A 24060-nucleotide genomic window follows, 5' to 3' on the forward strand; every position below is an offset into this window, starting at 1 on the left:
ACCGTTGAATTTAGCTGAACTGATTCAAGTCATACAGACGCAAAAAATCGAACGAATGGTAGAAGTGGACGTCACGTCCATCACGACCGATTCACGGGATGTTAAACCGGGAACATTGTTCGTCGCCATCAAAGGGTATACTGTTGATGGACACGACTATGCCAAACAGGCAGAAGCACAAGGAGCGGTCGCAATCGTTGCGGAACAACCGGTCAATGTGTCGATTCCTGTCATTCTCGTTCGTAGTACATCACGTGCCATTGCCGAATTGGCTGGCAAATTCTATGATTATCCTTCTGAAAAGATGCGGATGATTGGTATTACAGGAACGAACGGGAAAACGACGACGACGACGATTGTCCGTGATATATTAGCGCACCTTGGTCGGAAAACGGGTATCATCGGAACGGTCGAAGTCAAGATTGGTGACCGCGTTGTACCAAGTCGCAATACGACACCACAAAGCTCCGAATTACAAGCATTTTTGCATCAAATGCATAAAGAAGATGTCCAAGACGTCATCATGGAAGTCTCTTCGCATGGACTAGAGCTTGGTCGAGTAACGGGTGTCGATTACGACATTGCGGGATTCACGAATCTGACGCATGATCACCTCGATTTTCACAAAACGTTTGAGAACTATGCACGTGCCAAAGGATTGTTATTCGCACAGCTCGGACAACGGTTGTCGACAGAGAAAGTCGCGGTCTTGAATGCCGATGATCCGACGAGCGAACTGTACGAAATGATGACAGGTGCTCGTGTCATGACGTACGGTATCGACAACGCAGCTGACCTCCGAGCAACGGCGATTGAACAGTCACTTCAACAAACGACGTTCACGATGCTGTACAAAGAAGAACAAGTCGACGTCACGGCGAATTTCATCGGTCGCTTTAACGTCTACAATCTGTTGCTTGCGACAGGGATCCTCTTGTCTTGCGGATACGACCTAACGACGATTGCAGGAGCGATTTCAGCAATCCGTCCGGCAAAAGGTCGGATGCAACGCTTACCAATCGAAGGATATAACGTATATGTCGACTACGCGCATACTCCTGACGGCATTGAACAGTGTCTGAAAGCACTCGTTGACGTACCGAAGGAAAAGATCGTCTTCCTGATCGGGACAGGTGGAAACCGCGACGTGACGAAACGACCGAAGATGGGCGAACTGGCTTCGACCTACGCAGGAACCGTCGTCATCACGACGGATGATCCACGATATGAAGCATATGAGTCAATTACATCCGGCATCGCCAAAGGGATGACCCACGATCAGTTCGTTGAAATCGGTGATCGGGAAGAGGCCGTGCGTTACGCAGCACGGCTCGCACGACCAGATAATATCGTCATCTTAGCCGGTAAGGGCCATGAAAAATATCAAATCATTGGGGATGAGAAATTCCCGCTCGATGAGGAAATCATCGTCAAAGAGATGATACGGCAAATGGAGGAACAGAAGTGACTTATCAACCAATCGTTGTAACCATAGATCAATTTGAAACATTCGTAAAAACACATCCAAAAGGCGACTTACTTCAGCTTCCGGCATGGGGAGAAGTCAAAAGCGCGACAGGATGGACACATGAACGGATCGCAGTCGGAACGGCTTCCGGTGAGATTGCCGGAGTTGGTCTGCTCTTGTTTAAGAAAGTACCGAAGCTACCGTTCACGCTTTGTTATGCACCGCGCGGTTTCGTCGTCGATTATACGGATACGGACGCACTTCGTGCTCTTCGTGATGAAGCGATACGTGTCGCAAAACAACAGAAGGCGATTGCGATTAAATTCGATCCGAACGTCGAGCGGGAAGAATATCCAGGTCTGTTACAGGAGATGCAAGGACTTGGCTTCAAACATAATGGCTTCGGTGGCGGTTTTGACTACGCGCAACCACGCTTTACGATGGAGACGAGTCTTGTAGGGACAGAAAAAGAGATCTTCGACGGTTTTCATTCGAAGTTCCGCTACAACGTCCGTCTTGCTGAACGCAAAGGGATCGTATGCGAACAAGCGGATCGTGAAGGACTCAAGACATTTGCGAAGCTGATGGTCGAGACGGGCGAACGGGATGGTTTTTCAATCCGCGGTCTGGATTATTTCGAGAATCTGTATGATCATCTCCATCCAAAGGGTGATGCGGTCTTGTTTTTGACGAAACTTGATGTCGTACGTGCTCTTGAGAATACGGAAGCCTTATTACTTCAAGCCGATAAGGAACTCTCGAAGATTCACCGTCAGCTTGAGAAAGAGACGGCTGAGAAGAAGCTAAAAAGCTTAAACAATCGCTTGGAGCAGACGACAGCACAAATCGAAAAAGCAGAAAAGTCGAAAACGGAACTGATGACGATTGCTGCCAAACATCCAAACGGTGTCATCCTGTCTGGTGGTCTTTTGACGCTTGCTGGTCGTCGTTCCTATTACTTATATGGAGCCTCATCGAACGAGTACCGGGAATTCATGCCGAACCATTTGATGCAATGGACGATGATGCAATATGCGAAAGAACATGGTGCGCTCTCCTATGACTTCGGTGGAGTCAGTGGTTCAACAGACCCGGATGATCATTACGCGGGACTCTACGCCTTTAAATCTGGTTGGGGCAGCCGGATGATTGAAAAAATCGGTGAGTTCGATTATGTACTCAATCGTCCGCTCTATCTGTTGCTCGAGACGGGGTTACCGATTCTACAAAAACTTCGGAAGAAGCTTCGCCGCTGATGAAACGGGGAACAATCTTCGGTTGGATCGTATTTTTATTGACGATGTTTGCGATTGGATTGTTTCTTGCGGCATCCATGAACCGGATGCCGACGATTTTGATGGACCAACCGGAACTCGGGATTGATAGTTGCCCACGAGACGTAGCAGGGGAAAACCGTTTGATCAATGCAAGCGAGGCGAACCTGAAGCGTCTCCATCCAGCTGTCGAGGCAGGGGCAAAGGATCTGATCCGTGTGGCACATTCTTGCTACAATATCGATATCAAGATCACGCAAGGGTACCGCTCGATCCAGCAACAGAATGCGCTTTATGAACAAGGGCGTTCTGAGGCAGGTGAAGTCGTCACGAATGCACGAGGCGGTGAATCGATGCATAACTACGGACTTGCAATTGATTTCGTGCAACTCGTAAATGGACAGATTTCGTATGATCTTGAATATGATGGGAATCGGTCAGGGAAAAGTGATTGGCGTGAAGTCGCTGATATCGGGAAAGCACTCGGTTTCGAATGGGGAGGCGATTGGAAGCGATTCGTCGATTACCCTCATTTTGAGATGACGTTCGAGTATTCGCTCGACGAACTGAAGGCTGGTGAACGTCCAAGCCGTTCGGAAAAAGCGAAACGAACAGAAGAAGTCGAAGATTTGTTGAATACATGATTAACGTCATTCCTGGAGTAATGTGGCAGGAATGACGTTTTTTTTAGATTTCCTAGTCCGATTGTTGGCAGATTGTGAAAATTCGGCTAGAATAGTGATAGTGATAAGTGGACGGCTCACGAAAAGTGAATATGAATTATAGGAGGTCATGTCGTGTCAAAGAAGAAGACGGAAAAAGTAAGCGTCTTTGCTCTTGGTGGCGCCGGTGAGATCGGTAAGAACATGTACGTCGTCGAACTCGACGAGGACATCTTCGTCATCGATGCCGGGTTAATGTTCCCAGGAGATGAGATGCTTGGAATCGATAAAGTCATTCCAGACATCAGTTATTTAAAAGAAAACAAAGAGCGGATTCAAGGGATTTTCATTACCCATGGTCACGAGGATCATATCGGGGCACTCAGTTACGTCTTGCGTGACTTGAAGGTACCTGTTTACGGAACACGTTTGACGCTCGGTTTGATTGAACACAAATTAAAAGAAGCCGGTTTATTGAAAAAGGCAGATCTTCGTCCAATTGATGCCAAGACGAAATTAACCGTTGCTGGTCATTTTATTACGTTCTTCCGGGTCAACCACTCGATTCCGGATGCAGTTGGGGTTTGTATTCAAACGTCTCAAGGTGCCATCGTTCATACGGGGGATTTCAAGTTCGATTACACACCAGTCGATGGAAAACAGGCGGATTTCGGGAAAATTGCAGCGATTGGTCAACGGGGCGTACTGTGCTTGCTGTCTGACTCGACGAATGCAGAGCGACCAGGGATGTCTGGGTCAGAATCGATTGTCGGTTCTGAATTGAACGACGTCATCTATGAGGCACCGGGTCGTGTGATTGTAGCTTCATTCGCTTCGAACATTCATCGTCTACAACAAGTATTTGCAGCAGCAGAAGCGAACAATCGAAAAGTAGCGGTCGTCGGTCGTAGCATGGTCAACAACGTTGAAGTGGCACAGCGTTTGAATTACTTACGCTTCAAGCAGAAAACATTGATTGATCTATCTGACATCAATCGCCTCGATGATAACCAAGTCGTCATCTTGACGACAGGATCGCAAGGTGAGCCGATGGCAGCCTTGACACGAATGGCGCGTAACGCACATAAGCAAGTCAATATTCGCTTGAACGATACGGTCGTCGTTGCGGCTTCGCCGATTCCAGGTAACGAAAAGTCGGTTTCGAAAACGATCGATCTCTTATTCCGTGCTGGTGCGAATGTCATTTACAACCAACGGAAAGTACACGTGTCCGGTCACGGTCATGCAGAAGATCTGAAGCTAATGCTCAACTTGATCAAACCGAAATTCTTCCTACCGATTCACGGAGAATTCCGGATGCAAAAGGCACACAGTCGTCTCGCACAGACGGTTGGCGTCAATGCGAACAATATCTTCATCATCGAGAATGGGGATGTCGTTGAGTTCGAGAAGCGCAAAGCACGGATGTCGCGCAAAGTGAACGCTGGAAACGTCTTGATCGACGGAATCGGTGTGGGGGATGTCGGAAACATCGTTCTTCGTGATCGTCGCTTGTTATCGCAAGACGGTGTCGTCCTTTGTGTCATTACGATCAGCCGGAAAAACAAAACGATCGTCTCGGGACCGGAAATCATCTCACGCGGATTCGTCTACATGCGTGAATCAGAGGATATGATCAACGAAGCGAACCGAATCGTCGCGAAACAACTACAAGGTAAATTAAACGGAGAATTGGATTGGACGGAGATGAAGTCGTTGATTCGAGATAAACTGAGTGCTTATCTCTATGAACAGACGAAACGCCGCCCGATGATTCTTCCGATCATCATGGAGATTTAACAAACGAGCGGCTCAGATTGACCAATACCTGGTCCACTGAGCCGTTTTTTTATCAGGAGGGATGACGTATGGCGACGACGAAACGAAAACCTGTACGAAAAAAAACGCCGCCACGGAAACGACCGGCAGCGAAGAAACAACGTCAGCCGATTGCGTATCGTACATATGCGACCATCATCGCAATCGTCTCATTACTAGCTTTCGTTCTCGCTTTCGGGGAGTTCGGGAAAGTCGGACTGACGCTAGCCGATGGAGGAGAGCGGTTAATTGGTCAGTTCGGTTCCTTAATATATGGTGGAATCGGTGCTGTGCTACTTTTACTCCTCTCGAATGCGTCGCGTGCTCAGAAATGGGCATGGTCGATGTTACTGATGGGTTCAGTCGTCTGGATTGATCTATTGCTCGGAGCACCGCGTGGCATTCTCAATGGATGGCTCTATCAAAACGCAGCTTATTATATTTCGAGCGCGGGTGCCTTCTTGATTGGTCTGTTCTTCATCGGAACGGCCGTTCATATCCTACGCCCATCGTTTTATAGTGAGCTGTGGCTTGGGCTCCGGGAACGTGCAGAAGAGTTTCGCAATCGTGAACGGACACCACGTCCTCGTGTCGAAAAAGAGTTGAAAGCGAAACCGGTTCGTGAGAAAAAACCGAAGACGTTGCGACCAGCAACTGTCGAGGAACCGATCGAAACGGAACAGGAAGCAGAGGATCCTTCGGTCAACATTCAAGACGTTCCAATTATCGGCTTCACGGATCACGTTGAACCGCAAGCAGCGGAGACACAAGGACCACTGACGATGACGGAGACACCGGACGGATATCAATTGCCGTCGCTTGATTTATTAGCAGAGCCGACGTCCAAAGACTTATCGGGTGAGAATAAGCGACTAAAGGATAATGCGACGAAATTGATTGCGACCTTAAAATCGTTCGGGATCGGAGCGAAAGTGTTGAAGATTCATCTCGGACCAAGTGTCACGAAGTATGAGATTGAACCGAAACAAGGTATCAAGCTTAGTCGAATCACAGGACTCGCCGATGATTTAGCGCTTGCGTTAGCGGCGAAAGATATTCGAATCGAAGCACCAATTCCTGGTAAAGCGGCTGTCGGAATCGAGGTGCCAAACCGTGAAGTCGCCATGGTATCACTTCGAGAAGTGTTAGGAGCGGAGAGCGTTCAATCCGACAATGATCGTTTGCTCGTCGCACTCGGACGAAGCATTTCTGGTGAGACGGTGACAGCAAAGCTGAATAAGATGCCACACGTCTTAGTTGCCGGTTCGACCGGTTCCGGTAAATCGGTCTGCATTAACGGGATGATCGTCTCAATTTTGATGCGAGCTCGACCGGATGAAGTCCGCCTGATGATGATTGACCCGAAAATGGTCGAATTAAACGTCTACAACGGTATTCCTCATCTTTTGGCACCGGTCGTCACCGATCCGAAAAAGGCGGCGCAGGCGTTAAAACAGGTCGTCTCGGAAATGGAACGTCGTTATGAGATTTTCAGTCAAAACGGAGCGCGCAACATCGAAGGCTACAATGCACTAATCGATAAGATGAACGCAGAGGAAAAAGTGCATCAACGATTACCGTATATTGTCGTCATCGTTGATGAGTTAGCCGACTTGATGATGGTCGCGTCAAATGAAGTTGAAGATGCAATCATGCGACTTGCACAAATGGCGCGAGCAGCTGGGATTCACATGGTTATCGCGACCCAGCGACCAAGTGTTGATATCATCACTGGTGTCATCAAAGCGAATATTCCGTCACGTATCGCCTTCAGTGTGTCGAGTGCGACGGATTCACGGACGATCCTTGATACGGGAGGCGCTGATAAATTGCTTGGACGAGGGGATATGTTGTTGCTCGGTAACGGCATGAACAAACCCGTCCGTGTACAAGGTGCGTTCTTATCAGACGAAGAAGTCGAGAAGGTTGTCAATCATGTCATCAGTCAACAAAAAGCGCAGTATGTTGAAGCGATGATTCCAAAAGATGTACCTGAAGGTGAAACAGAGGTCGATGACTCACTCTATGATGAGGTCGTCCAGTTCATTCTGACCCAAGAGACGGCATCGACGTCGATGATTCAACGAAAGTATCGTATCGGCTACAACCGAGCTGCCCGGTTGATTGATGCTCTAGAAGAAAATGGTCTGATTGGTCCTTCTGAAGGATCAAAACCACGCCGCGTCATGGGACGTTAATCAAGAATCACGGTATCCACCGTGATTCTTTTTTATTAAAATAATGGATATATATGGATGATTGTATAATATGCTCAAAAAAATGACACAGGAGTCGTATATGAGATGAGAAAATTAGAAATGAAAGGAAGGAAAAAAGACAAAAATAAAATAAAATAAAATCGCTTTCATGAAAATAGTTGTCAGACGTCTGTTGATTTTCAATATTTTTTTTGGCATACTCAGACATATGAGTGACCGACCTTCAACATGAGGTCTGGGAGCGACTTTTTCACAAATAGATAATGAAAGCGCTCTCATAAATGCGGAGGAGATGGATGATATGAAGAAAAAACAGGTAATCGTATCGATGATGTCAGTAGCAACAGTTGGACTTGCAGCCTGCGGTGGTTCAGGTGAGAAAGCTGACCAAAAAGATCAGTTCTCTGTCGCTATGGTAGCGGATAAAGGTGGAATCGATGATAAATCGTTCAACCAATCAGCTTGGGAAGGTCTGCAAGCGTACGGTAAAGATAACAAACTCAAGCAAAATGAAGGGTTCTCTTATTTACAGTCTAAATCACAACAAGATTATCAACCGAACTTGTCACGTCTTGCACGTGGTGGAGAAGATCTCGTTTTCGGTATCGGGAATACATTCAATGAAGATGTTAAAACCGTAGCAGATCAATTCAAGGATACACGATTTGCAATCGTTGATAATGTCGTTGAAGGGAAAAACGTCACATCGATCACATTTAAGGAAAATGAAGGGGCGTACCTTGCAGGGATCGTTGCTGCTATGGAGACGAAAAAAGATCACATCGGTTTCGTCGGTGGCATGAAAATGGACGTCATCGAGCGGTTCCGAGCTGGTTTCGAAGCTGGAGCGAAATCCGTCAATCCAAAAATCAAAATCGATGTTCAGTACGCAGAGGACTTCGCAGCACCTGAAAAAGGTCAAGCCATCGCAGCCGGCATGTACGGTAAAGGAGCGGATATCATCTTCCCAGCAGCAGGCGGTACAGGAAATGGTGTCTTCACAGAAGCGAAGAACCGTAAGAAAAATGGAGAAGATGTATCGGTCATCGGTGTCGACCGTGATCAAAAAGAAGAAGGTATGCCGGAAGACGTGACGTTAACATCGGTCATCAAACGTGTCGACCGCGCAGTTGAAGATACAGCTAACGCAGCGAAAGATGGAAAACTCGAAGGTGGTAAAACGGTTCGTTATGGTCTGAAAGAAGACGGCGTTGATATCGTCCCATCTGAAAAAATCTCGAAGAAGACGATGACTGCGCTTGAGAAAGCAAAAGCGGCTGTCGTTTCAGGGAAAATCGAAGTACCTGAGCAATAAGCGTTGAAAAGATAAAGGGCATTCTTAGGTAGAATGCCCTATTTTCTTCCATTATTGATTACGTTATGAAAAGGGTTACAAAAGCGCCAGAAGTCAGACTTCTAACCTGTTACAAAATGATTGCAGGATTGTGTTAAGCATCATATACTTATCTTGGCTGGAGTTCTCATACGTCAGAAGTCTGAGCACTGGTTACAACTAGATAGAGGATGGAGATGCGTCATGTCGATTAAACTAGATCATCGTTTGCTTTATTTACGTGTGATTGAAAAAATCAAGTCAGACATCGATGACGGCGTTTACAAGGAAGGCGAGAAGCTCCCTTCAGAGTTTGAACTTTCAAAGCAACTTGGCGTCAGTCGAGCTACTCTTCGAGAGGCATTACGAATTCTTGAAGATGAGAACATTGTCATCCGTAAACACGGTGTCGGTACGTTTATCAATGCAAGACCACCGTTTACTTCTGGTATCGAGGAGTTATACAGCGTGACAGAGATGATCGCGCGCGCAGGCATGATTCCGACCTCAGAAGTACTATCATCCGAGATGGTCCAACCGACTGAGCGCGACCGAGAACGCTTTCAACTTGGTCCGGATGAATTGGTATATCGAATCGAACGAATCCGACTCGCAGGAGATGTTCCTGTCGTCTATTGTATCGATAAGATTCCAAGCCATTATATTAAAAATGAAGAGCAGTTCACCTCTTCGACATCATTGTTTGATGCTTTAGAAAAAGAACTCGGACGACGTGTCACACATGCTGTGACGCATATCGAGCCGCGTATTGATCCGAAAATCGCTGAACAATTACATACGGACCAACCTCTGCTCGCTTTGCGTCAGACGCATTATGATGAGCTCGACCGTTCCGTTCTTTTTTCAGCGAACTATTTCCGAGCAGATAAGTTCGATTTCCACGTCATCCGTAAACGTGTGTGAGCCATGGTTTTAGGATGAATACTGAAAGCGCTTCCCGTCAAAACCTACGTAACGCTCCTCATCGCCAGCCTCAGGTGCTAGACGTAGTCTTGAACTTTGTATGACCATATTCGAAAGGGGATTTTTCCAGATGAAAAAGAAGTCACTTCTCGCATTAGCAGCAACAGGTTTAGCAATGAGTTCCGTCCTTGCAGCATGTGGTGGCAACGACGATTCGAAAGATTCAGGTAACGGCAGCAAATCAGAAGGCTTTAAAGTAGGTATGGTTACAGATACAGGTGGCGTGGATGATAAATCATTCAACCAATCTGCTTGGGAAGGTATCCAAAAGTTCGGGAAAGACAATGACTTAAAAGAAGGTACTGGCTATAAATATCTCCAATCTGCAAAACAATCAGACTATCAACCGAACCTTCAGCAATTAGCACGTGCAAAATACGACTTAATTCTCGGGATTGGTTTCTTGATGGCTGAAGATATCGGTAAAGTAGCGGATCAGTTCAAAAAGAACAACTTCGCACTCGTTGACCAAGTCGTTGATAAACCAAACGTCGCTTCAATCGTCTTCAAAGAAAACGAAGGTTCGTTCCTCGTTGGTGTCGTTGCAGGTCTAACGACTAAAACGGATAAAGTTGGATTTGTCGGTGGTGTCAACTCGGACTTGATCAAAAAGTTCGAAAGCGGATTTAAAGCAGGTGTTAAAGCGGCTAACCCGAAAGCGGAAATCGAAATTCAATACGCAGAAGATTTCAACGCTGCAGAAAAAGGACAAGCAATCGCTTCAGGTATGTACGGTAAAAAAGTCGATGTCATCTATCACGCAGCTGGTGGTACTGGACAAGGGGTATTCACAGAAGCGAAAAACCGTAAAAAGAACGGTGAAGATGTTTGGGTTATCGGTGTAGACCGTGACCAAGTCGAAGAAGGTATGCCAGAGAACGTCACATTGACATCAATGGTCAAACGTGTGGATACAGCAGTAGAGCAAGTCGCGAAAGACACGAAGGACGGCAAATTCCCAGCAGGTAAAGTCGTTGAGTTCGGTCTAAAAGACGGCGGTGTCGATATCGCTCCTTCAAAAGACAACGTCTCAAAAGAAGCACTCGACAAAGTCGAAGAGTACAAAAAACAAATCATCGATGGTGACATTAAAGTTCCATCGACTGACGACGAGTATAAAGAGTACGAAGCGTCACTTAAATAATAATGAAAGCGGGGGTCGCTAGCATTGCGACTCCCCTTTTAAACTAAACATGGGAGTGGATTTTCTTGGAATACGTCATTGAGATGCTGAACATCAGAAAAGAGTTTGGCAATTTCGTCGCAAATGATAATATCACGCTCCAGCTTCGGAAAGGTGAGATTCACGCTTTACTTGGTGAAAACGGTGCCGGAAAATCGACGCTGATGAACGTCTTATTTGGTTTGTATCAGCCTGAGGCTGGAGAAATTCGTGTACGTGGTGAAAAAGTCAATATTACGAGTCCGAACGTCGCGAATGATCTTGGAATCGGCATGGTGCACCAACACTTCATGCTCGTTCAAAATTTCACTGTTACTGAAAACATCATTTTAGGTGCAGAGCCACGTACAGGGATTAAGATTGATCGTGCATCGGCGCGTGAAAAGGTACGCCAGATTTCTGAACAGTATGGTCTTGCTGTTGATCCTGATGCAAAAATCGAGGATATTTCAGTCGGAATGCAACAACGTGTTGAAATTTTGAAGACGTTGTACCGTGGGGCAGACATCTTGATCTTTGATGAACCATCTGCTGTTTTGACACCGCAAGAGATCAAAGAATTGATTCAAATCATGAATCGCTTGATTGCGGAAGGAAAGTCGATTATCCTCATTACGCATAAACTGAAAGAAATCATGGAAGTAGCTGATCGCTGTACGACGATTCGCCGTGGTAAATATATCGGCACGGTCGATATTGATGAGACGATGACACAGTCGCGTCTTGCTGAAATGATGGTAGGTCGTGAAGTCAACTTTAATGCGGAGTATTCCAAGGCAACTCCACAAGAACTCGTCCTCGATATCAAGAATCTAGTCGTCAAGGACGGTCGTGGCATCAAAGCAGTCGATGGATTGAATCTCGACATTCGTGCCGGAGAAATCGTTGGAATTGCAGGAATCGACGGAAACGGACAAACGGAATTGATTGAAGCCATTACAGGTCTTCGTAAAGCAGACAGTGGCGAAATCTTCCTCAACAACAAATCGATTAAAAACCTGAAGCCACGGAAAGTAACGGAATCAGGTGTCGGTCACATCCCGCAAGACCGACATAAACATGGACTTGTCCTTGATTATTCGATTGGACATAACATGGTCTTACAAACCTACTACAAACAACCGTACTCAAAAGCAGGCATCATGAACTATAAACAAGTCATGGAAAAAGCCAAAACGCTCATCGAGAAGTTCGACGTCCGAACTCCAAGTCCAGAGACGTTCGCTCGTGCCTTGTCTGGTGGTAACCAACAGAAGGCGATCATCGCGCGTGAAGTCGATCGGTCACCAGATTTGCTGATTGCGGCTCAGCCGACTCGTGGTCTTGATGTTGGGGCAATCGAGTTCATTCATGAACAATTGGTTCTTGAGCGCGAAAAAGGTCGTGCTGTCTTGTTGATTTCATTCGAACTCGAAGAAATTCTGCAAGTCTCTGACCGGATTGCCGTGTTATATGAAGGGAAAACAGTGGCCTTCTTGGATCCGAAAGAAACGAACGAAATTGAGCTTGGCTTCCTGATGGCCGGCGGTAAGAAAGAGGAGGTAGGTCATTCATGAAGTTAGAGCGTTTTTACGGCATCCTCATTCCGATTCTTTCCATCGTGCTTGGGATGGTCGTCGGGGCAATCGTCATGCTCATTGGTGGGTATGATCCGATTGCTGGGTTTGATCAATTATTCTATGGTATTTTTGGCGAACCGTACAGCATCGGCGAAACATTGCGTGCGGCGGCTCCATTGATCTTCGCGGGTCTTGCTGTCGCGTTTGCTTTTCGGACAGGACTTTTTAACATCGGTGTCGAAGGTCAAGTGCTCGTCGGCTGGATGGTTGCAGTCTGGATTGGAATCAAGTTTGATTTGCCGACAGTTGTTCATTTACCACTCGCTTTGATTGGAGCAGGTTTAGCAGGTGCGCTTTGGGCATCGATTCCTGGTATCTTAAAAGCGAAATTCCACGTACATGAAGTCATCACGTCGATCATGATGAACTATATCGCGTTATACGTCACGAACGATATTTTACGTCATGTCATCGGCATTACGAATGAGCGGACGGAGACAATCAAGGAATCAGCATCACTTGCGTCACCGTTCTTACAAGAGATCACGGATTTCTCACGTCTTCATAACGGAATTTTCATCGCAATCATCGCTGCACTCGTCTTCTGGTTTATTCTTTGGAAAACAACACTCGGTTATGAACTTCGAGCTGTTGGATTCAATAAGAATGCTGCTGAATATGCAGGGATGGGCGTTAACCGCAATATCATCTTATCGTTCGTCATCTCAGGTGTGTTCGCTGGTCTTGCTGGGGCGATGGAAGGTCTTGGGACGTTCCAAAACATGACGCTGAATGCGTCCTTCACTGGTGTTGGATTCGACGGGATCGCGGTTGCCTTGTTAGGTGCGAATAATCCGATCGGCGTCGTGCTCGCTGCATTACTATTTGCAGGACTCAATATCGGTGGTCTGTCGATGCAACAGATTGGTATTCCACCGGAACTGATCAAAATTATCATTGCGTTCATCATCATCTTCGTGGCTTCTGGATACGCGATTCGTCTCGTCATCGAGAAGTTCGCAGTTAAGAAAGAATCTAAAAAAGCGAAAGGAGCCGGTCAGTAATGGGCTTTCTTGAAGTACTTTATATCATCGTGCCAATCGCACTTGCCTATTCGGCTCCGTTGATCATTGCAGCACTTGGCGGCATTTTCAGTGAGCGTTCTGGCGTCGTTAACATCGCGTTAGAAGGTTTAATGGTCATGGGTGCCTTCACGGGTGTCGTCACGGCATTGACGCTATCAAAAATGGGCTTGGGTGCTGCGAGTCCTTGGCTTGCGATGCTCATTGCGATTGTCGTCGGAGCAGTTTTCTCGCTCTTCCTTGCGATTCCGGCAATCCTTTTCCGGGCTGATCAAACGGTTCTTGGAGTTGCGATCAACTTGCTTGCAGTCGGTCTTGCCATCTTCCTCGTCCGGGCGCTTTACGGAAAAGGACAAACGGATTCGATTCCAAACCGAATCTCAAAAGAGAACGTGCCATTCTTGTCCGATATTCCTGTGCTGAAGATGTTCTTCGCGAACGTCTACTACACATCGTATATCGCGATCATCCTTGCCTTCGTCGCGTGGTACATCATTTTCAAGACGCCATTTGGTCTTCGTTTACGTTCTGTCGGGGAACATCCGATGGCGGCAGATACAATGGGAATCAACGTCACGAAGATGCGTTTCATCGGTGTCATGATCTCTGGTGGTTTCGGTGGTCTTGCTGGTGCTGTTTATGCGACATCGATCTCACTGAACTTCAGTGTCACGACGATCCTCGGTCAAGGGTTCCTCGCGATTGCGGCGATGATCTTCGGAAAATGGAATCCACTCGGGGCTATGGGTGCTGCACTATTCTTCGGATTCGCTCAAGCGATTTCAATCATCGGTCAGCAATTGCCGTTACTCGATCAAATTCCGCAAGTGTATCTATTGATTGCACCGTATCTCTTGACGATCCTAGCACTCGCTGGTGTCGTTGGTCGGGCGGATGCACCAAAAGCTGTTGGTGTACCATATATCAAAGGAAAACGCTAAATTTTTTACCACTTAGAAACCGGATGTTGCCAAATGGCGACATCCGGTTTTTTTAATGAATGATAGATATATCGCGTGAATAAAAGACCAACAAAAAAAGATGTTTCGCAAGGAAACATCTTTTTTTATTCACTTATTCGAATTTTAACGCATCGCCTTCGAACGATTCATCTGCTACTTTGATTGAATCCGTCGGGCATCCTTCAAATGCATCAATCATATCGTCGAATAATGCTTCTGGAATTTCGGCAGTACCATTGTTATCATCAAGAATGACATATGCCAAACCCTCATCATCATAATCATAGATATCTGGTGCCGCTGCTCCACAAGCACCACAAGCGATGCAAGTATCTTTGTCGACAATCGTAAATTTAGCCATTGAACGGTCTCCTCTCTATACGAAAACATTATTGAAACACGCTGTTCTCATCTATATGTCATTGTATCGGACTCATCGTTGCATTTCAATGACGAAGCGTAAGTGATAACAGAAAATGTATATATCATCACATGCCCGCAAACAGTATGTCTAAAACGTAACGAAAAGAAAATGGATGAGGTATCATCTTCAAATCGATAAACACTATATATTAGAAAGGAGCGTGGCAGATGGAAATTTCATTACTAGAGCGCATTTTTCTAGAATCGATTCAGCGTCTTCGAGACGAACGCTCGGACCGGAGTCTTTATCATGTTTTTCAAGGGAAGAAGTCAGCAACTTCTCTGCAAGATGCTCATTTTTATGATTTAGAGTCGACGTTCGGTACCGTATTAGTCAGTAAACAGCGATTCGAGTCGGTTTTAACGGAACTCGCTCAGAAAAAGTGGATCGAACGGCAAGAGACACTTCGACTGACGAACGAAGGCGCTCGACTAGTAGGACAAACGGATGGAGTAATCATTGATCAACTTGGTGGTGAACTTCGGGGATATGCCGAAATGATGTGGAAACGGCTCAGTCTTCTCGTTCAAACGGTAATTTGTCTAGAAGCGCAACAACCATTCATTCCCGTGCAACAAGAGACGATCGTTCGGGAGTGGGTCAAGAGTGTTCTTCCGACCATCTCGAATCGAGCAGATTGGTTAGCGCAGATGTATCAAGAATTGACGCTCCTCCTTGAGCGCTTACCGGAACGAGATGCGACATTGATCAGTCATCGATTATCAGGTGTGCAAACGGGGTGGTCATATCCTCAATTGGCACGAATGATGAAGGTAGATGTCGAGACGGTCCAGTTCGAATTTATCATAGCTTGGCGAAGATGCATCAATGACTTAAAAAGTACACCGCTCATTCAACAAATCGGAGCCGGTCTCCATACTCCGAAGATGACGCAATCTGCTCAAACGACTTGGGAATTATTGCAACAAGGACTCACTGTTGAAGATGTTGCGGTCAGAAGACGTCTAAAAAATAGCACGATGGAAGACCATCTTGTTGAAATTGCAATGTATGCACCCACTTTTCCGTTAGATTATTTCGTTGATACGGCTCAACAGGAAGAAATTCGACATATCGCACAACAACTCAAAACTTATGCGCTCAAGCGAATCAAAAGCGCGATGCAATCAGACGTATCCTATTTTCAAATTCGATTGGTCTTAGCTCGTAGTAAATGGGAGGGAAGTTAATGGAAGCGTTATTGCATCGACATTTCGGTTATGAAGCGTTTCGACCTGGACAACGCCAAATCATCGAGTCCATCCTGAATGGAACAGATACGTTAGCAATTTTACCGACAGGTGGAGGAAAGTCTGTTTGTTATCAGTTTCCTTCGTATGTAAAAGGAGAGGGACTGACATTGATTTTGTCTCCGCTGCTCTCTTTGATTGAGGATCAAGTCATGCAAATCAAACGTCGGGGAGAACGTTCTGTCGCAAAATTAACATCTGTTGAGACGCGAGAAGAAAAAGAGCAAATCTTATCCGTACTCGAACATCTACGGTATCTCTACTTATCACCGGAACAACTTGCGTTACCACAAATACGGGCTCGTCTGAAACAGGTCGACATCGCGCTATTCGTCGTCGATGAAGCCCACTGTATCTCGCAGTGGGGACACGAGTTTCGACCTGAGTATGCAAGACTTGGTCAAATTCGCCGGGAACTAGGTTTTCCGCAGTGCCTCGCCTTAACCGCAACAGCGACTCAAGCTGTCGAACGAGATATCCGAATACAATTGCAGATGCGAGAACCGCATGTCATCCGTCGTTCCGTCAATCGACCGGAAATCCAATACATCGTGGATCGCGTCGATCGAGAAGAAAAAGACGCAGCACTCGACCGTTGGATGACACGTATCGTTCGTCCATGTGTCATCTATACGACAACGCGTAAAGAAGCGGAACGGATTGCAGGAATCATTGAAGGGGCAACCTACTATCATGCCGGATTAACGATGGAAGACCGTCAGCTTGTTCAACAACAGTTTCTTCATGATGAAATGGACTGTCTCGTTTGTACGAGCGCATTTGGAATGGGTGTTGATAAAGGAAACGTTCGTACAGTTATCCATCATACGATGCCGGCGACACTTGAAGCTTATATGCAGGAAATCGGACGTGCCGGTCGGGACGGAAAAGAGGCAACGGCGATCTTGCTTTATGCTCCTCAGGATGAACAATTACAAACCTTTCTGATTGAGACACAATATGCGCCTGTCCTTTGGATTGATCAGTTACAACAAGGGGTGAGAAGAGGTGAGTCCTACACGAAAATCGAGACTCGTCTACACCTCAATCCGGAAGATCCAGCATATCGGTTACTGAAATCACAACTTGAGAATGGCTGGTCGAAGGAACGTATCATGCAATGGCAGGTGGAACGAAAACAGCTCAAAGGACGAGAAGTCAGCCAGATGATGGACTATATTCACCGGAATGAATGTCGCCGTAAGATGTTATTGCATCATTTTGATGAACCGGCAATCGTTCAGCCACGTTGTTGTGATATTTGCGGTACGATCGAATGGCAGGATCCCGTGAAGAGTAAGGTGCTTCAACCGGTAAATTGGAAAAAGCGTTTAGAACAAGTCTTTTTTTCATCACTAGATTCGGTGTAAACTAGAAAATATCCTTATTTTTTTCAAGAAAAGGTGATGAACATTGAGTAAACAAGATCAACGGCGGTTACATCAGAACGAAGAGGAGCAACTCTTACCACCACGTTCCTCGCGAATCGAACACGTTCGAAATGAACGACTGAAGCAACCATTTCGAAAAAATCCGCTAGCAATCACGCTAACGGTACTCATGATCACGATCATCATCGCCTTCGTCTCCATCGGTTTCATGATGTAAAGGCACATTGTGAACGGAGATTTTTTTCCTTTCAGCGTATACTAGAAAGGAAGGGGAAGGAGGCACGATGCATGGATCGTGGGAAATACAATATCAAAGCAGTCGCTGCGTTGGTGGGACTCAACCCGACGACCATTCGTGCTTGGGAGCGGAGATATCAAGTGCTTGATCCGGATCGAAGTGAATCCGGGCATCGCATTTATAGTGATAGTGACGTTGCGAAATTGCGTTGGATCGTCGATAAACAAAAAGAAGGATTGTCGGTTTCAAAGGCAATTCAATTATATGAGATGCCTGTCAATCGAGCTGAAGTGCCCCATGATTACGGAGTCGAACTACGAGATCAGTTATTCCGTGCATTGACGAACTTCGAAGAACGACACGCGCATGACATCATGAATAAAGCGTTCTCGATGTTTAGTTTCGATAAAGTCATTCAAGATATCGTTGGTCCACTCTTACATGAAATCGGACTGAAATGGGAGTCAGGAGAGATTACAATTGCGCATGAACATTTTGCAACAGCTTTCTTAAGAGCCCGTCTTTCGACGTTATCACTACAGATGCCGATCAATCCGTTCTTGCCGCGAATCGTTTGTGTCTGTGCACCAGAAGAAGAACATGAGCTCGGACTACTCTTCTTCACACTCTACTTGCGGCAATCAGGTTTTGATGTGATTTTCCTCGGTTCTGGTATTCCGGTGCCGGACTTAGTAGCCGTGACACATCAATTGCAACCGAAAGCTGTCATCTTATCGTGCACGTTATCCGATCATTTACCATTGCTCGATGAAGCATTAGACTGTTTGATGGCTGATTTTCCGAATCTTGAAATTGGACTTGGAGGATACGCGGTCGATCAGCTTCCGGAACGATACGGACCACACTTACTTGGTGCGGACGATCAATCGTGGAAAAGTTGGTTAAGTCGACTCACTCCGGTATCTGGTGTATAGTATGGTTCATAGCGAACGGAGACACCTATGTTTCCGGTCTTGACTGGAGGAGTCTATATGAGGTTTGAACAAATGAAACAAGGACACCTTCGTGTCTTCATTACAAAGCAAGAGTTATCACTTCACGATGTCCGACCAGAAACGTTGGCCATTGGGAAGGGACAAGCTCTATTGCGCAATTTGTTAGAGGAAGCTGAATCGAATTTTGGTTTTCAGGCAGCAGGAACACTCGAATTTTTCGTCACATTCTTTCCTAATGACGGCATGCTCGTTGATGTGCGTCGTGAAGGTGATTTACCGGAAAAGATGAATGACGAATTTGATCAAGTCGAAATTCGCATGACGGTCGACATCGTCCATCATGTCTTGTATGCCTTGAATTCGCTCGAAGATGTCATTCAAGCGAGCCATGGGTTATTACGACATATGTCGTACACGGAGACAGGCGGTAGTCTTTATTTCTTCGAAGGCAACTATTATCTCTATTTCCAGGAACGAATGAATGACGCGCTCGAGCGTACGGTGACGACGATTTTGTCAGAATACGGGGAACCGAGCCCGAAAAGTCCGCTCGTCATGTCAGAGTACGGAAAAACGATTCAATCGAAACAAGCCATTGCCACGATTGCGGAACAATTCCACATTTAGAACATCAGGTGCGACATTGCCTCGTCAGGTAATGTCGCACCTTTTTATCTTCTACCAGAAGTGGCACCATTTTGTATTTTTTCGTGGTCAGAAGGATGGTATGATAATCATTGAACGTAAGAAGAAGGAGTGAAGTAGGATGAAAGTGGCAGTGTTATATGGTGGGACTTCAGGTGAACGGGAGGTTTCATTAAACAGTGGAAAATCAATCATGGAAGCGTTAAACAGTAAAGGACATGAAGTCACGGCTGTTGATTTCCATCCTGATCGAGCACATGAACTCTTCCAGCTGGATGTAGATGTGGCTGTCATCGCTCTTCATGGGAAAATTGGTGAAGATGGACGCGTGCAGGCGTTACTTGAACTTGCGAATATTCCATACACAGGTTCAGGTGTGTTAGCGTCAGCACTTGCGATGGATAAGGCACGTTCAAAAGTTCACTTTGATAAAGCGGGTATCACGATTGCACGTGATGTATTATTAGAACGTGAAGATGATGTCGAGGCGAAAATCGCAGAATGGAATGGTCAATTCCCTTGTGTCGTTAAACCAGCACAAGAAGGTTCATCGAATGGATTGACAATCGCACAAGACGAGACGATGTTACGTGAGGGGATTGCAAAAGCGTTCGAAGCCGATGATGCGGTTCTCGTCGAACAATTCATTAAAGGACGCGAAGTGACGGTTCCAGTCGTTGGTCATAAAGGTGCAGAAAAAGCATTACCGGTCATCGAGATCATTCCGAAGAATGCTTTTTATGATTACGAATCGAAATATGCAATCGGAGGTTCAGAGCATATCTGCCCTGCCGAACTAGATGAGACGACGACAGCAACACTTCAGGAGTGGGCCGTCAAAGCACATCAAGTACTGGGTTGTGCTGGGTATTCCCGGTCAGATTTCCTTGTTCCTGAGTCCGGAAATCCAGTTATTTTAGAGACGAATACATTGCCAGGTATGACGTCAACAAGTTTATTCCCGGACGGAGCACGAGCAGTTGGTATCGAATATCCGGAATTGGTCGAGTATTTCATGGAATTAGCGATTGAACGCCACGCCCAAATCAAGTAATCCAATCATTGATATCCTAGGAAAAGAAGTGAGAAAGCGCTTACAAATATGGGCGTAACCCCTTTCATTACGTTCGAGAAAAGAGTATACTTTATCCGAACAAGGAAACGGCATAGGGGATGCCACTTATGGGGAGGAACGTTGGAATGATCACTGACCAACAACATGCGAATCATCGCAAGAACGTACTGGAAGCAACACAGGAAATCGTCAAGGAAGCACTAGGGAAGTTAGGGTATCCAGACGAAATGTATGAATTACTTAAAGAACCACTCCGGATGTTGACAGTCCGGATTCCGGTGCGAATGGATGATGGTTCGACGAAAATCTTCACAGGATATCGTGCGCAACATAACGATGCTGTTGGACCGACAAAAGGGGGAATTCGTTTCCACCCAAACGTGACGGAAATCGAAGTCAAAGCATTATCCGTCTGGATGAGTCTGAAGGCTGGTATCGTTGATTTACCATATGGCGGCGGGAAAGGCGGGATCATTTGTGATCCACGTGAGATGAGCTTCCGCGAAATCGAACGTCTCAGCCGTGGATATGTCCGTGCCATCAGTCAAATCGTTGGACCGACAAAGGATATTCCAGCACCTGACGTCTTCACGAACTCACAAATCATGGCTTGGATGATGGATGAGTACAGCCGGATCGATGAATTTAACTCTCCTGGTTTCATCACAGGAAAACCGCTCGTTCTTGGTGGCTCACATGGTCGTGAAACAGCAACGGCGAAAGGTGTCGCAATCATGATCCGAGAAGCGGCAGCAAAAAAAGGCATTACACTTGAAGGAGCACGCGTCGTCGTTCAAGGGTTCGGGAACGCAGGTAGCTTCTTGTCGAAGTTCATGTATGACTTAGGTGCAAAAGTCATCGCCATCAGTGATGCTTACGGTGCACTTCATGATCCGAACGGACTCGACATCCCATATCTACTGGACCGTCGCGACTCATTCGGAACGGTTACGACATTGTTCAAAAATACGATCTCGAATAAAGAATTGCTTGAACTCGAATGTGATATTCTTGTTCCTGCGGCAATCGAGAATCAAATTACAGAAGACAATGCACATGATATCCGCGCAGCGATCATCGTAGAAGCAGCAAACGGTCCAACGACGAACGAAGCGACGAAAATTCTTGCAGAACGTGACATTTTGATCGTTCCGGATGTTCTTGCTTCGAGTGGTGGCGTAACGGTTTCTTACTTCGAATGGGTACAGAATAATCAGGGGTATTACTGGACGGAAGAGGAAGTCCACGAGAAACTCGAAAAGGTCCTCGTGAACTCATTCAACCAAGTCTATCAGACAGCACAGACGCGAAATGTCGATATGCGTCTCGCCGCTTATATGGTAGGTGTGCGGAAAATGGCAGAAGCATCCCGTTTCCGTGGTTGGGTCTAATTAAACGTTAAAAATACGTACCACCCGTTCCTCTAGATGAGGAGCGGGTGTTTTCCTATTGCAATTTCTTTCGTCTCTTGATGAGATTTGCTAAGATATAAAAAAAGCAACCGGAAGAGGAGATATTCGAATGTTAGATTGTATCGTAATCGGTGCAGGACCATGTGGTTTATCGGCAGCGATCGAAATGCAAGATCGAGGACTAGACGTCGAAGTACTCGAAAAAGGAAATATCGTTGAAGCGATCTATCGTTATCCGACGCATCAAACGTTCTTTTCAAGTAGTGAAAAATTAGAAATCGGTGGCGTGCCGTTCATCAATAAGGAATTAAAACCACGTCGTCTCGATGCACTCGTCTATTATCGAGAAGTCGTCAAACGAAAGCGGTTGACGATTCGTCCATTTGAGACGGTCGAGCACATTGAACGTCAAGCGGATCGCTTCATCATCCATTCAGAACGCTCTGGAGTGAAGAAACAGCGAGAAGCACGATCTGTTGTGCTTGCGACAGGTTATTATGGGTTACCGAACCGAATGGACGTCCCAGGAGAAACGTTACCCCACGTATCGCACTATTTTACGGAAGGGCATCCATACTTTGATCAGGATGTCGTCGTCATCGGTGGGAAGAATTCAAGTGTTGATGCAGCAATCGAGCTTGAAAAAGCAGGAGCACGCGTAACCGTACTTTATCGTGGACCCGAGTATAGTCCGTCGATCAAACCATGGGTCTTGCCGAATTTCGAATCACTCGTTCGTTCGGAAAAGGTCAAGATGGTGTTTGACGCGATGATCGAGGAAATCACGGACCAAGAAGTCGTTTACCGAGTGGAGGGAGACAAGCGGACTGTCCGAGCAGATTTCGTATTTGCGATGACGGGTTATACACCAGACGTCGGCTTGTTCGCTGATGCTGGTATCGCGATCGATCGCAAGACAGGTGTTCCGAGTCATGATGAAGAGACGATGGAGTCGAATGTTCCTGGAATTTATATTGCCGGCGTCGTTGCAGCAGGATACGATGCCAATAAGATATTCATTGAAAACGGACGTTTTCATGGCGCGAACATCGCGAATCATCTCGTCGAACGATTACGTGGTCTATCAATTCACGTCTAAAAAAACCTCTTGATTCGGACTGATGAGTTCCGAGTCAAGAGGTTTTTTCATTTATTCGACCCGGAATGACTCTTCGAGTTCTGATTGGGTCGCATTGATTTCGAGTTCAATCATTAATTTAAGTCGTGCTTTTTGTGAGTTCAGTCCATTTGAGAAAATGACACCGATCTCTTTTAACTGTTGACCGCCACCTGTATATCCATAAACATCTTGCACGATTCCATTGAAGCATCGACTAACGATGACGATCGGCATGACTGCGATCAATTCGGCAATGGCATCGACGATACTCGGTGGGACGTTTCCTTGACCGAGAACTTCAAGTACGAGTCCATCGTAACCGAGTTGTTTCACGGCTAGTAATAAATCTGGTTCCATTCCGGCATATACTTTCAAAACAGCAACACGTTTAGAGAGCGAGGTTACCATATGTATTTGCTTCAGAAGTGGCGTGTTGAATAGGTAAACGTGATCTTTCGTCACCATGCCAAGATTTCCGAAGTGAACCGATTTAAACGTATCGACGGATGACGTATGCGTTTTCGTGACGTTGAATGCCGAATGAATCTCACCATTAAAGACGACGAGAACACCTTTTTCACGCGCTGCTTCACTGACTGCGACACGGAGTGCCGTGATCAAATTAAACTCACCATCCGATCCGACTTCGTTCGATGAACGCATGGCTCCAGTCAAAACAATCGGAACAGGTGCACCAATTGTCAAATGTAAGAAATAAGCGGTCTCTTCAAGTGTATCCGTCCCATGGGTGATGACGACTCCATCGTAGTGTTCCTTAGCAAGTTCACTGTCGATGAAGTGTGCCAAACGTAGCATGATGTCGGGCGTCATATGTGGAGAAGGTAAATTTGAAAAATGACGCGTTGTGATGTTTGCGATATCCGTCGCTCGAGGTAGTGAAGCATCCAGTGGATTGATGTCATTCGGTAAGACGTGACCGGAGTGATCTTGCGCCATCGCAATCGTTCCACCCGTATGAATTAATAATAATGATTTCATTCTAAA

Annotated in this window: 21 protein-coding genes; 19 read left to right on the plus strand and 2 right to left on the minus strand. The window is 46.1% G+C overall.

From position 1 onward, the window contains the following. Positions 1-4: 4 nt before the first annotated feature. The 11 genes from B3M90_RS12160 to B3M90_RS12210 all read left to right on the plus strand — a co-directional run bounded on the left by B3M90_RS12160 (position 5) and on the right by B3M90_RS12210 (position 14523). Complete coding sequence (locus B3M90_RS12160; protein ID WP_214854471.1) at positions 5-1468, plus strand: UDP-N-acetylmuramoyl-L-alanyl-D-glutamate--2,6-diaminopimelate ligase; 1464 nt, start codon at positions 5-7, stop codon at positions 1466-1468. Next, on the plus strand, positions 1465-2724 hold the full coding sequence (locus B3M90_RS12165) for a lipid II:glycine glycyltransferase FemX (protein WP_029342035.1): 1260 nt from the start codon (positions 1465-1467) through the stop codon (positions 2722-2724). The genes B3M90_RS12160 and B3M90_RS12165 overlap by 4 nt, the downstream gene beginning before the upstream one ends. Further along, the gene (locus B3M90_RS12170; protein WP_251137859.1) at positions 2724-3386 is read left to right on the plus strand and encodes a M15 family metallopeptidase; all 663 of its coding nucleotides are present in this window, start codon (positions 2724-2726) and stop codon (positions 3384-3386) included. Before B3M90_RS12165 ends, B3M90_RS12170 begins: the two co-directional genes overlap by 1 nt. A gap of 153 nt (positions 3387-3539) precedes the next feature. Beyond that, positions 3540-5204: a ribonuclease J gene (locus B3M90_RS12175; RefSeq protein ID WP_023468670.1), complete on the plus strand. Its 1665-nt coding sequence runs from the start codon at positions 3540-3542 to the stop codon at positions 5202-5204. Positions 5205-5272: 68 nt separating this feature from the next. After that, positions 5273-7420 (plus strand): DNA translocase FtsK, encoded by a 2148-nt coding sequence (locus B3M90_RS12180; protein WP_214854468.1) that lies wholly within the window; start codon positions 5273-5275, stop codon positions 7418-7420. A 322-nt stretch (positions 7421-7742) separates the two neighbouring features. Further along, on the plus strand, positions 7743-8756 hold the full coding sequence (locus B3M90_RS12185; protein ID WP_290759169.1) for a BMP family lipoprotein: 1014 nt from the start codon (positions 7743-7745) through the stop codon (positions 8754-8756). A 222-nt stretch (positions 8757-8978) separates the two neighbouring features. Further along, positions 8979-9698, plus strand: coding sequence for a GntR family transcriptional regulator (locus B3M90_RS12190; RefSeq protein WP_035407101.1), 720 nt, complete (start codon positions 8979-8981; stop codon positions 9696-9698). Between the two features lie 130 nt (positions 9699-9828). Further along, on the plus strand, positions 9829-10902 hold the full coding sequence (locus B3M90_RS12195) for a BMP family lipoprotein (RefSeq protein WP_214854462.1): 1074 nt from the start codon (positions 9829-9831) through the stop codon (positions 10900-10902). A gap of 65 nt (positions 10903-10967) precedes the next feature. After that, a complete protein-coding gene (locus B3M90_RS12200; protein WP_035407107.1) occupies positions 10968-12497 on the plus strand; it encodes an ABC transporter ATP-binding protein in 1530 nt (509 codons plus the stop codon). Further along, positions 12494-13564, plus strand: a complete 1071-nt coding sequence (locus B3M90_RS12205) for an ABC transporter permease (protein WP_035407110.1) — start codon at positions 12494-12496, stop codon at positions 13562-13564. Before B3M90_RS12200 ends, B3M90_RS12205 begins: the two co-directional genes overlap by 4 nt. Further along, positions 13564-14523 (plus strand): ABC transporter permease, encoded by a 960-nt coding sequence (locus B3M90_RS12210; RefSeq protein WP_035407114.1) that lies wholly within the window; start codon positions 13564-13566, stop codon positions 14521-14523. The genes B3M90_RS12205 and B3M90_RS12210 overlap by 1 nt, the downstream gene beginning before the upstream one ends. 133 nt (positions 14524-14656) lie before the next feature. On the opposite strand, the gene B3M90_RS12215 is transcribed toward B3M90_RS12210, so the two are convergent. Then, positions 14657-14905 (minus strand): ferredoxin, encoded by a 249-nt coding sequence (locus B3M90_RS12215; RefSeq protein WP_029342027.1) that lies wholly within the window; start codon positions 14903-14905, stop codon positions 14657-14659. Between the two features lie 230 nt (positions 14906-15135). Here B3M90_RS12215 and B3M90_RS12220 point away from each other — a divergent pair, with 230 nt between their 5' ends. From B3M90_RS12220 to B3M90_RS12255, 8 genes are all read left to right on the plus strand, one after another. Beyond that, the gene (locus B3M90_RS12220; RefSeq protein WP_290784286.1) at positions 15136-16158 is read left to right on the plus strand and encodes a helix-turn-helix domain-containing protein; all 1023 of its coding nucleotides are present in this window, start codon (positions 15136-15138) and stop codon (positions 16156-16158) included. Next, positions 16158-17588 carry a RecQ family ATP-dependent DNA helicase gene (locus B3M90_RS12225; protein WP_290759161.1) on the plus strand — a complete coding sequence of 477 codons (1431 nt, stop codon included), beginning with the start codon at positions 16158-16160 and terminating at the stop codon, positions 17586-17588. The genes B3M90_RS12220 and B3M90_RS12225 overlap by 1 nt, the downstream gene beginning before the upstream one ends. Positions 17589-17631: 43 nt before the next feature. Further along, positions 17632-17826 carry a hypothetical protein gene (locus B3M90_RS12230; protein ID WP_035407120.1) on the plus strand — a complete coding sequence of 65 codons (195 nt, stop codon included), beginning with the start codon at positions 17632-17634 and terminating at the stop codon, positions 17824-17826. A 71-nt stretch (positions 17827-17897) separates the two neighbouring features. Then, positions 17898-18782, plus strand: a complete 885-nt coding sequence (locus B3M90_RS12235; protein ID WP_035407123.1) for a MerR family transcriptional regulator — start codon at positions 17898-17900, stop codon at positions 18780-18782. 57 nt (positions 18783-18839) lie between these two features. Beyond that, positions 18840-19430, plus strand: a complete 591-nt coding sequence (locus B3M90_RS12240; protein ID WP_290784288.1) for an adaptor protein MecA — start codon at positions 18840-18842, stop codon at positions 19428-19430. A 139-nt stretch (positions 19431-19569) separates the two neighbouring features. Next, positions 19570-20502: a D-alanine--D-alanine ligase gene (locus tag B3M90_RS12245; protein WP_214854453.1), complete on the plus strand. Its 933-nt coding sequence runs from the start codon at positions 19570-19572 to the stop codon at positions 20500-20502. Between the two features lie 146 nt (positions 20503-20648). After that, positions 20649-21914, plus strand: coding sequence for a Glu/Leu/Phe/Val family dehydrogenase (locus B3M90_RS12250; RefSeq protein ID WP_290784289.1), 1266 nt, complete (start codon positions 20649-20651; stop codon positions 21912-21914). 130 nt (positions 21915-22044) lie between these two features. Continuing rightward, on the plus strand, positions 22045-23034 hold the full coding sequence (locus B3M90_RS12255) for a YpdA family putative bacillithiol disulfide reductase (RefSeq protein ID WP_290759154.1): 990 nt from the start codon (positions 22045-22047) through the stop codon (positions 23032-23034). Positions 23035-23085: 51 nt separating this feature from the next. Here B3M90_RS12255 and B3M90_RS12260 read toward each other — a convergent pair whose 3' ends face one another. Beyond that, the gene (locus B3M90_RS12260) at positions 23086-24054 is read right to left on the minus strand and encodes an asparaginase (RefSeq protein ID WP_290759151.1); all 969 of its coding nucleotides are present in this window, start codon (positions 24052-24054) and stop codon (positions 23086-23088) included. Between the last annotated feature and the right edge of the window lie 6 nt (positions 24055-24060).

The sequence above is a fragment of the Exiguobacterium sp. UBA6309 genome, from assembly GCF_002439205.1.
Classification (GTDB): domain Bacteria; phylum Bacillota; class Bacilli; order Exiguobacteriales; family Exiguobacteriaceae; genus Exiguobacterium_A.

What these genes read in the sequence shown, in the direction of transcription:
- B3M90_RS12170 (WP_251137859.1), top strand. Translation starts at nt 2,724, where the DNA reads ATGAAACGGGGAACAATCTTCGGTTGGATCGTATTTTTATTGACGATG.
- B3M90_RS12180 (WP_214854468.1), top strand. Translation starts at nt 5,273, where the DNA reads ATGGCGACGACGAAACGAAAACCTGTACGAAAAAAAACGCCGCCACGG.
- B3M90_RS12185 (WP_290759169.1), top strand. Translation starts at nt 7,743, where the DNA reads ATGAAGAAAAAACAGGTAATCGTATCGATGATGTCAGTAGCAACAGTT.
- B3M90_RS12190 (WP_035407101.1), top strand. Translation starts at nt 8,979, where the DNA reads ATGTCGATTAAACTAGATCATCGTTTGCTTTATTTACGTGTGATTGAA.
- B3M90_RS12195 (WP_214854462.1), top strand. Translation starts at nt 9,829, where the DNA reads ATGAAAAAGAAGTCACTTCTCGCATTAGCAGCAACAGGTTTAGCAATG.
- B3M90_RS12205 (WP_035407110.1), top strand. Translation starts at nt 12,494, where the DNA reads ATGAAGTTAGAGCGTTTTTACGGCATCCTCATTCCGATTCTTTCCATC.
- B3M90_RS12210 (WP_035407114.1), top strand. Translation starts at nt 13,564, where the DNA reads ATGGGCTTTCTTGAAGTACTTTATATCATCGTGCCAATCGCACTTGCC.
- B3M90_RS12215 (WP_029342027.1), bottom strand. Translation starts at nt 14,905, where the DNA reads ATGGCTAAATTTACGATTGTCGACAAAGATACTTGCATCGCTTGTGGT.
- B3M90_RS12220 (WP_290784286.1), top strand. Translation starts at nt 15,136, where the DNA reads ATGGAAATTTCATTACTAGAGCGCATTTTTCTAGAATCGATTCAGCGT.
- B3M90_RS12225 (WP_290759161.1), top strand. Translation starts at nt 16,158, where the DNA reads ATGGAAGCGTTATTGCATCGACATTTCGGTTATGAAGCGTTTCGACCT.
- B3M90_RS12235 (WP_035407123.1), top strand. Translation starts at nt 17,898, where the DNA reads ATGGATCGTGGGAAATACAATATCAAAGCAGTCGCTGCGTTGGTGGGA.
- B3M90_RS12240 (WP_290784288.1), top strand. Translation starts at nt 18,840, where the DNA reads ATGAGGTTTGAACAAATGAAACAAGGACACCTTCGTGTCTTCATTACA.
- B3M90_RS12245 (WP_214854453.1), top strand. Translation starts at nt 19,570, where the DNA reads ATGAAAGTGGCAGTGTTATATGGTGGGACTTCAGGTGAACGGGAGGTT.
- B3M90_RS12250 (WP_290784289.1), top strand. Translation starts at nt 20,649, where the DNA reads ATGATCACTGACCAACAACATGCGAATCATCGCAAGAACGTACTGGAA.
- B3M90_RS12255 (WP_290759154.1), top strand. Translation starts at nt 22,045, where the DNA reads ATGTTAGATTGTATCGTAATCGGTGCAGGACCATGTGGTTTATCGGCA.
- B3M90_RS12260 (WP_290759151.1), bottom strand. Translation starts at nt 24,054, where the DNA reads ATGAAATCATTATTATTAATTCATACGGGTGGAACGATTGCGATGGCG.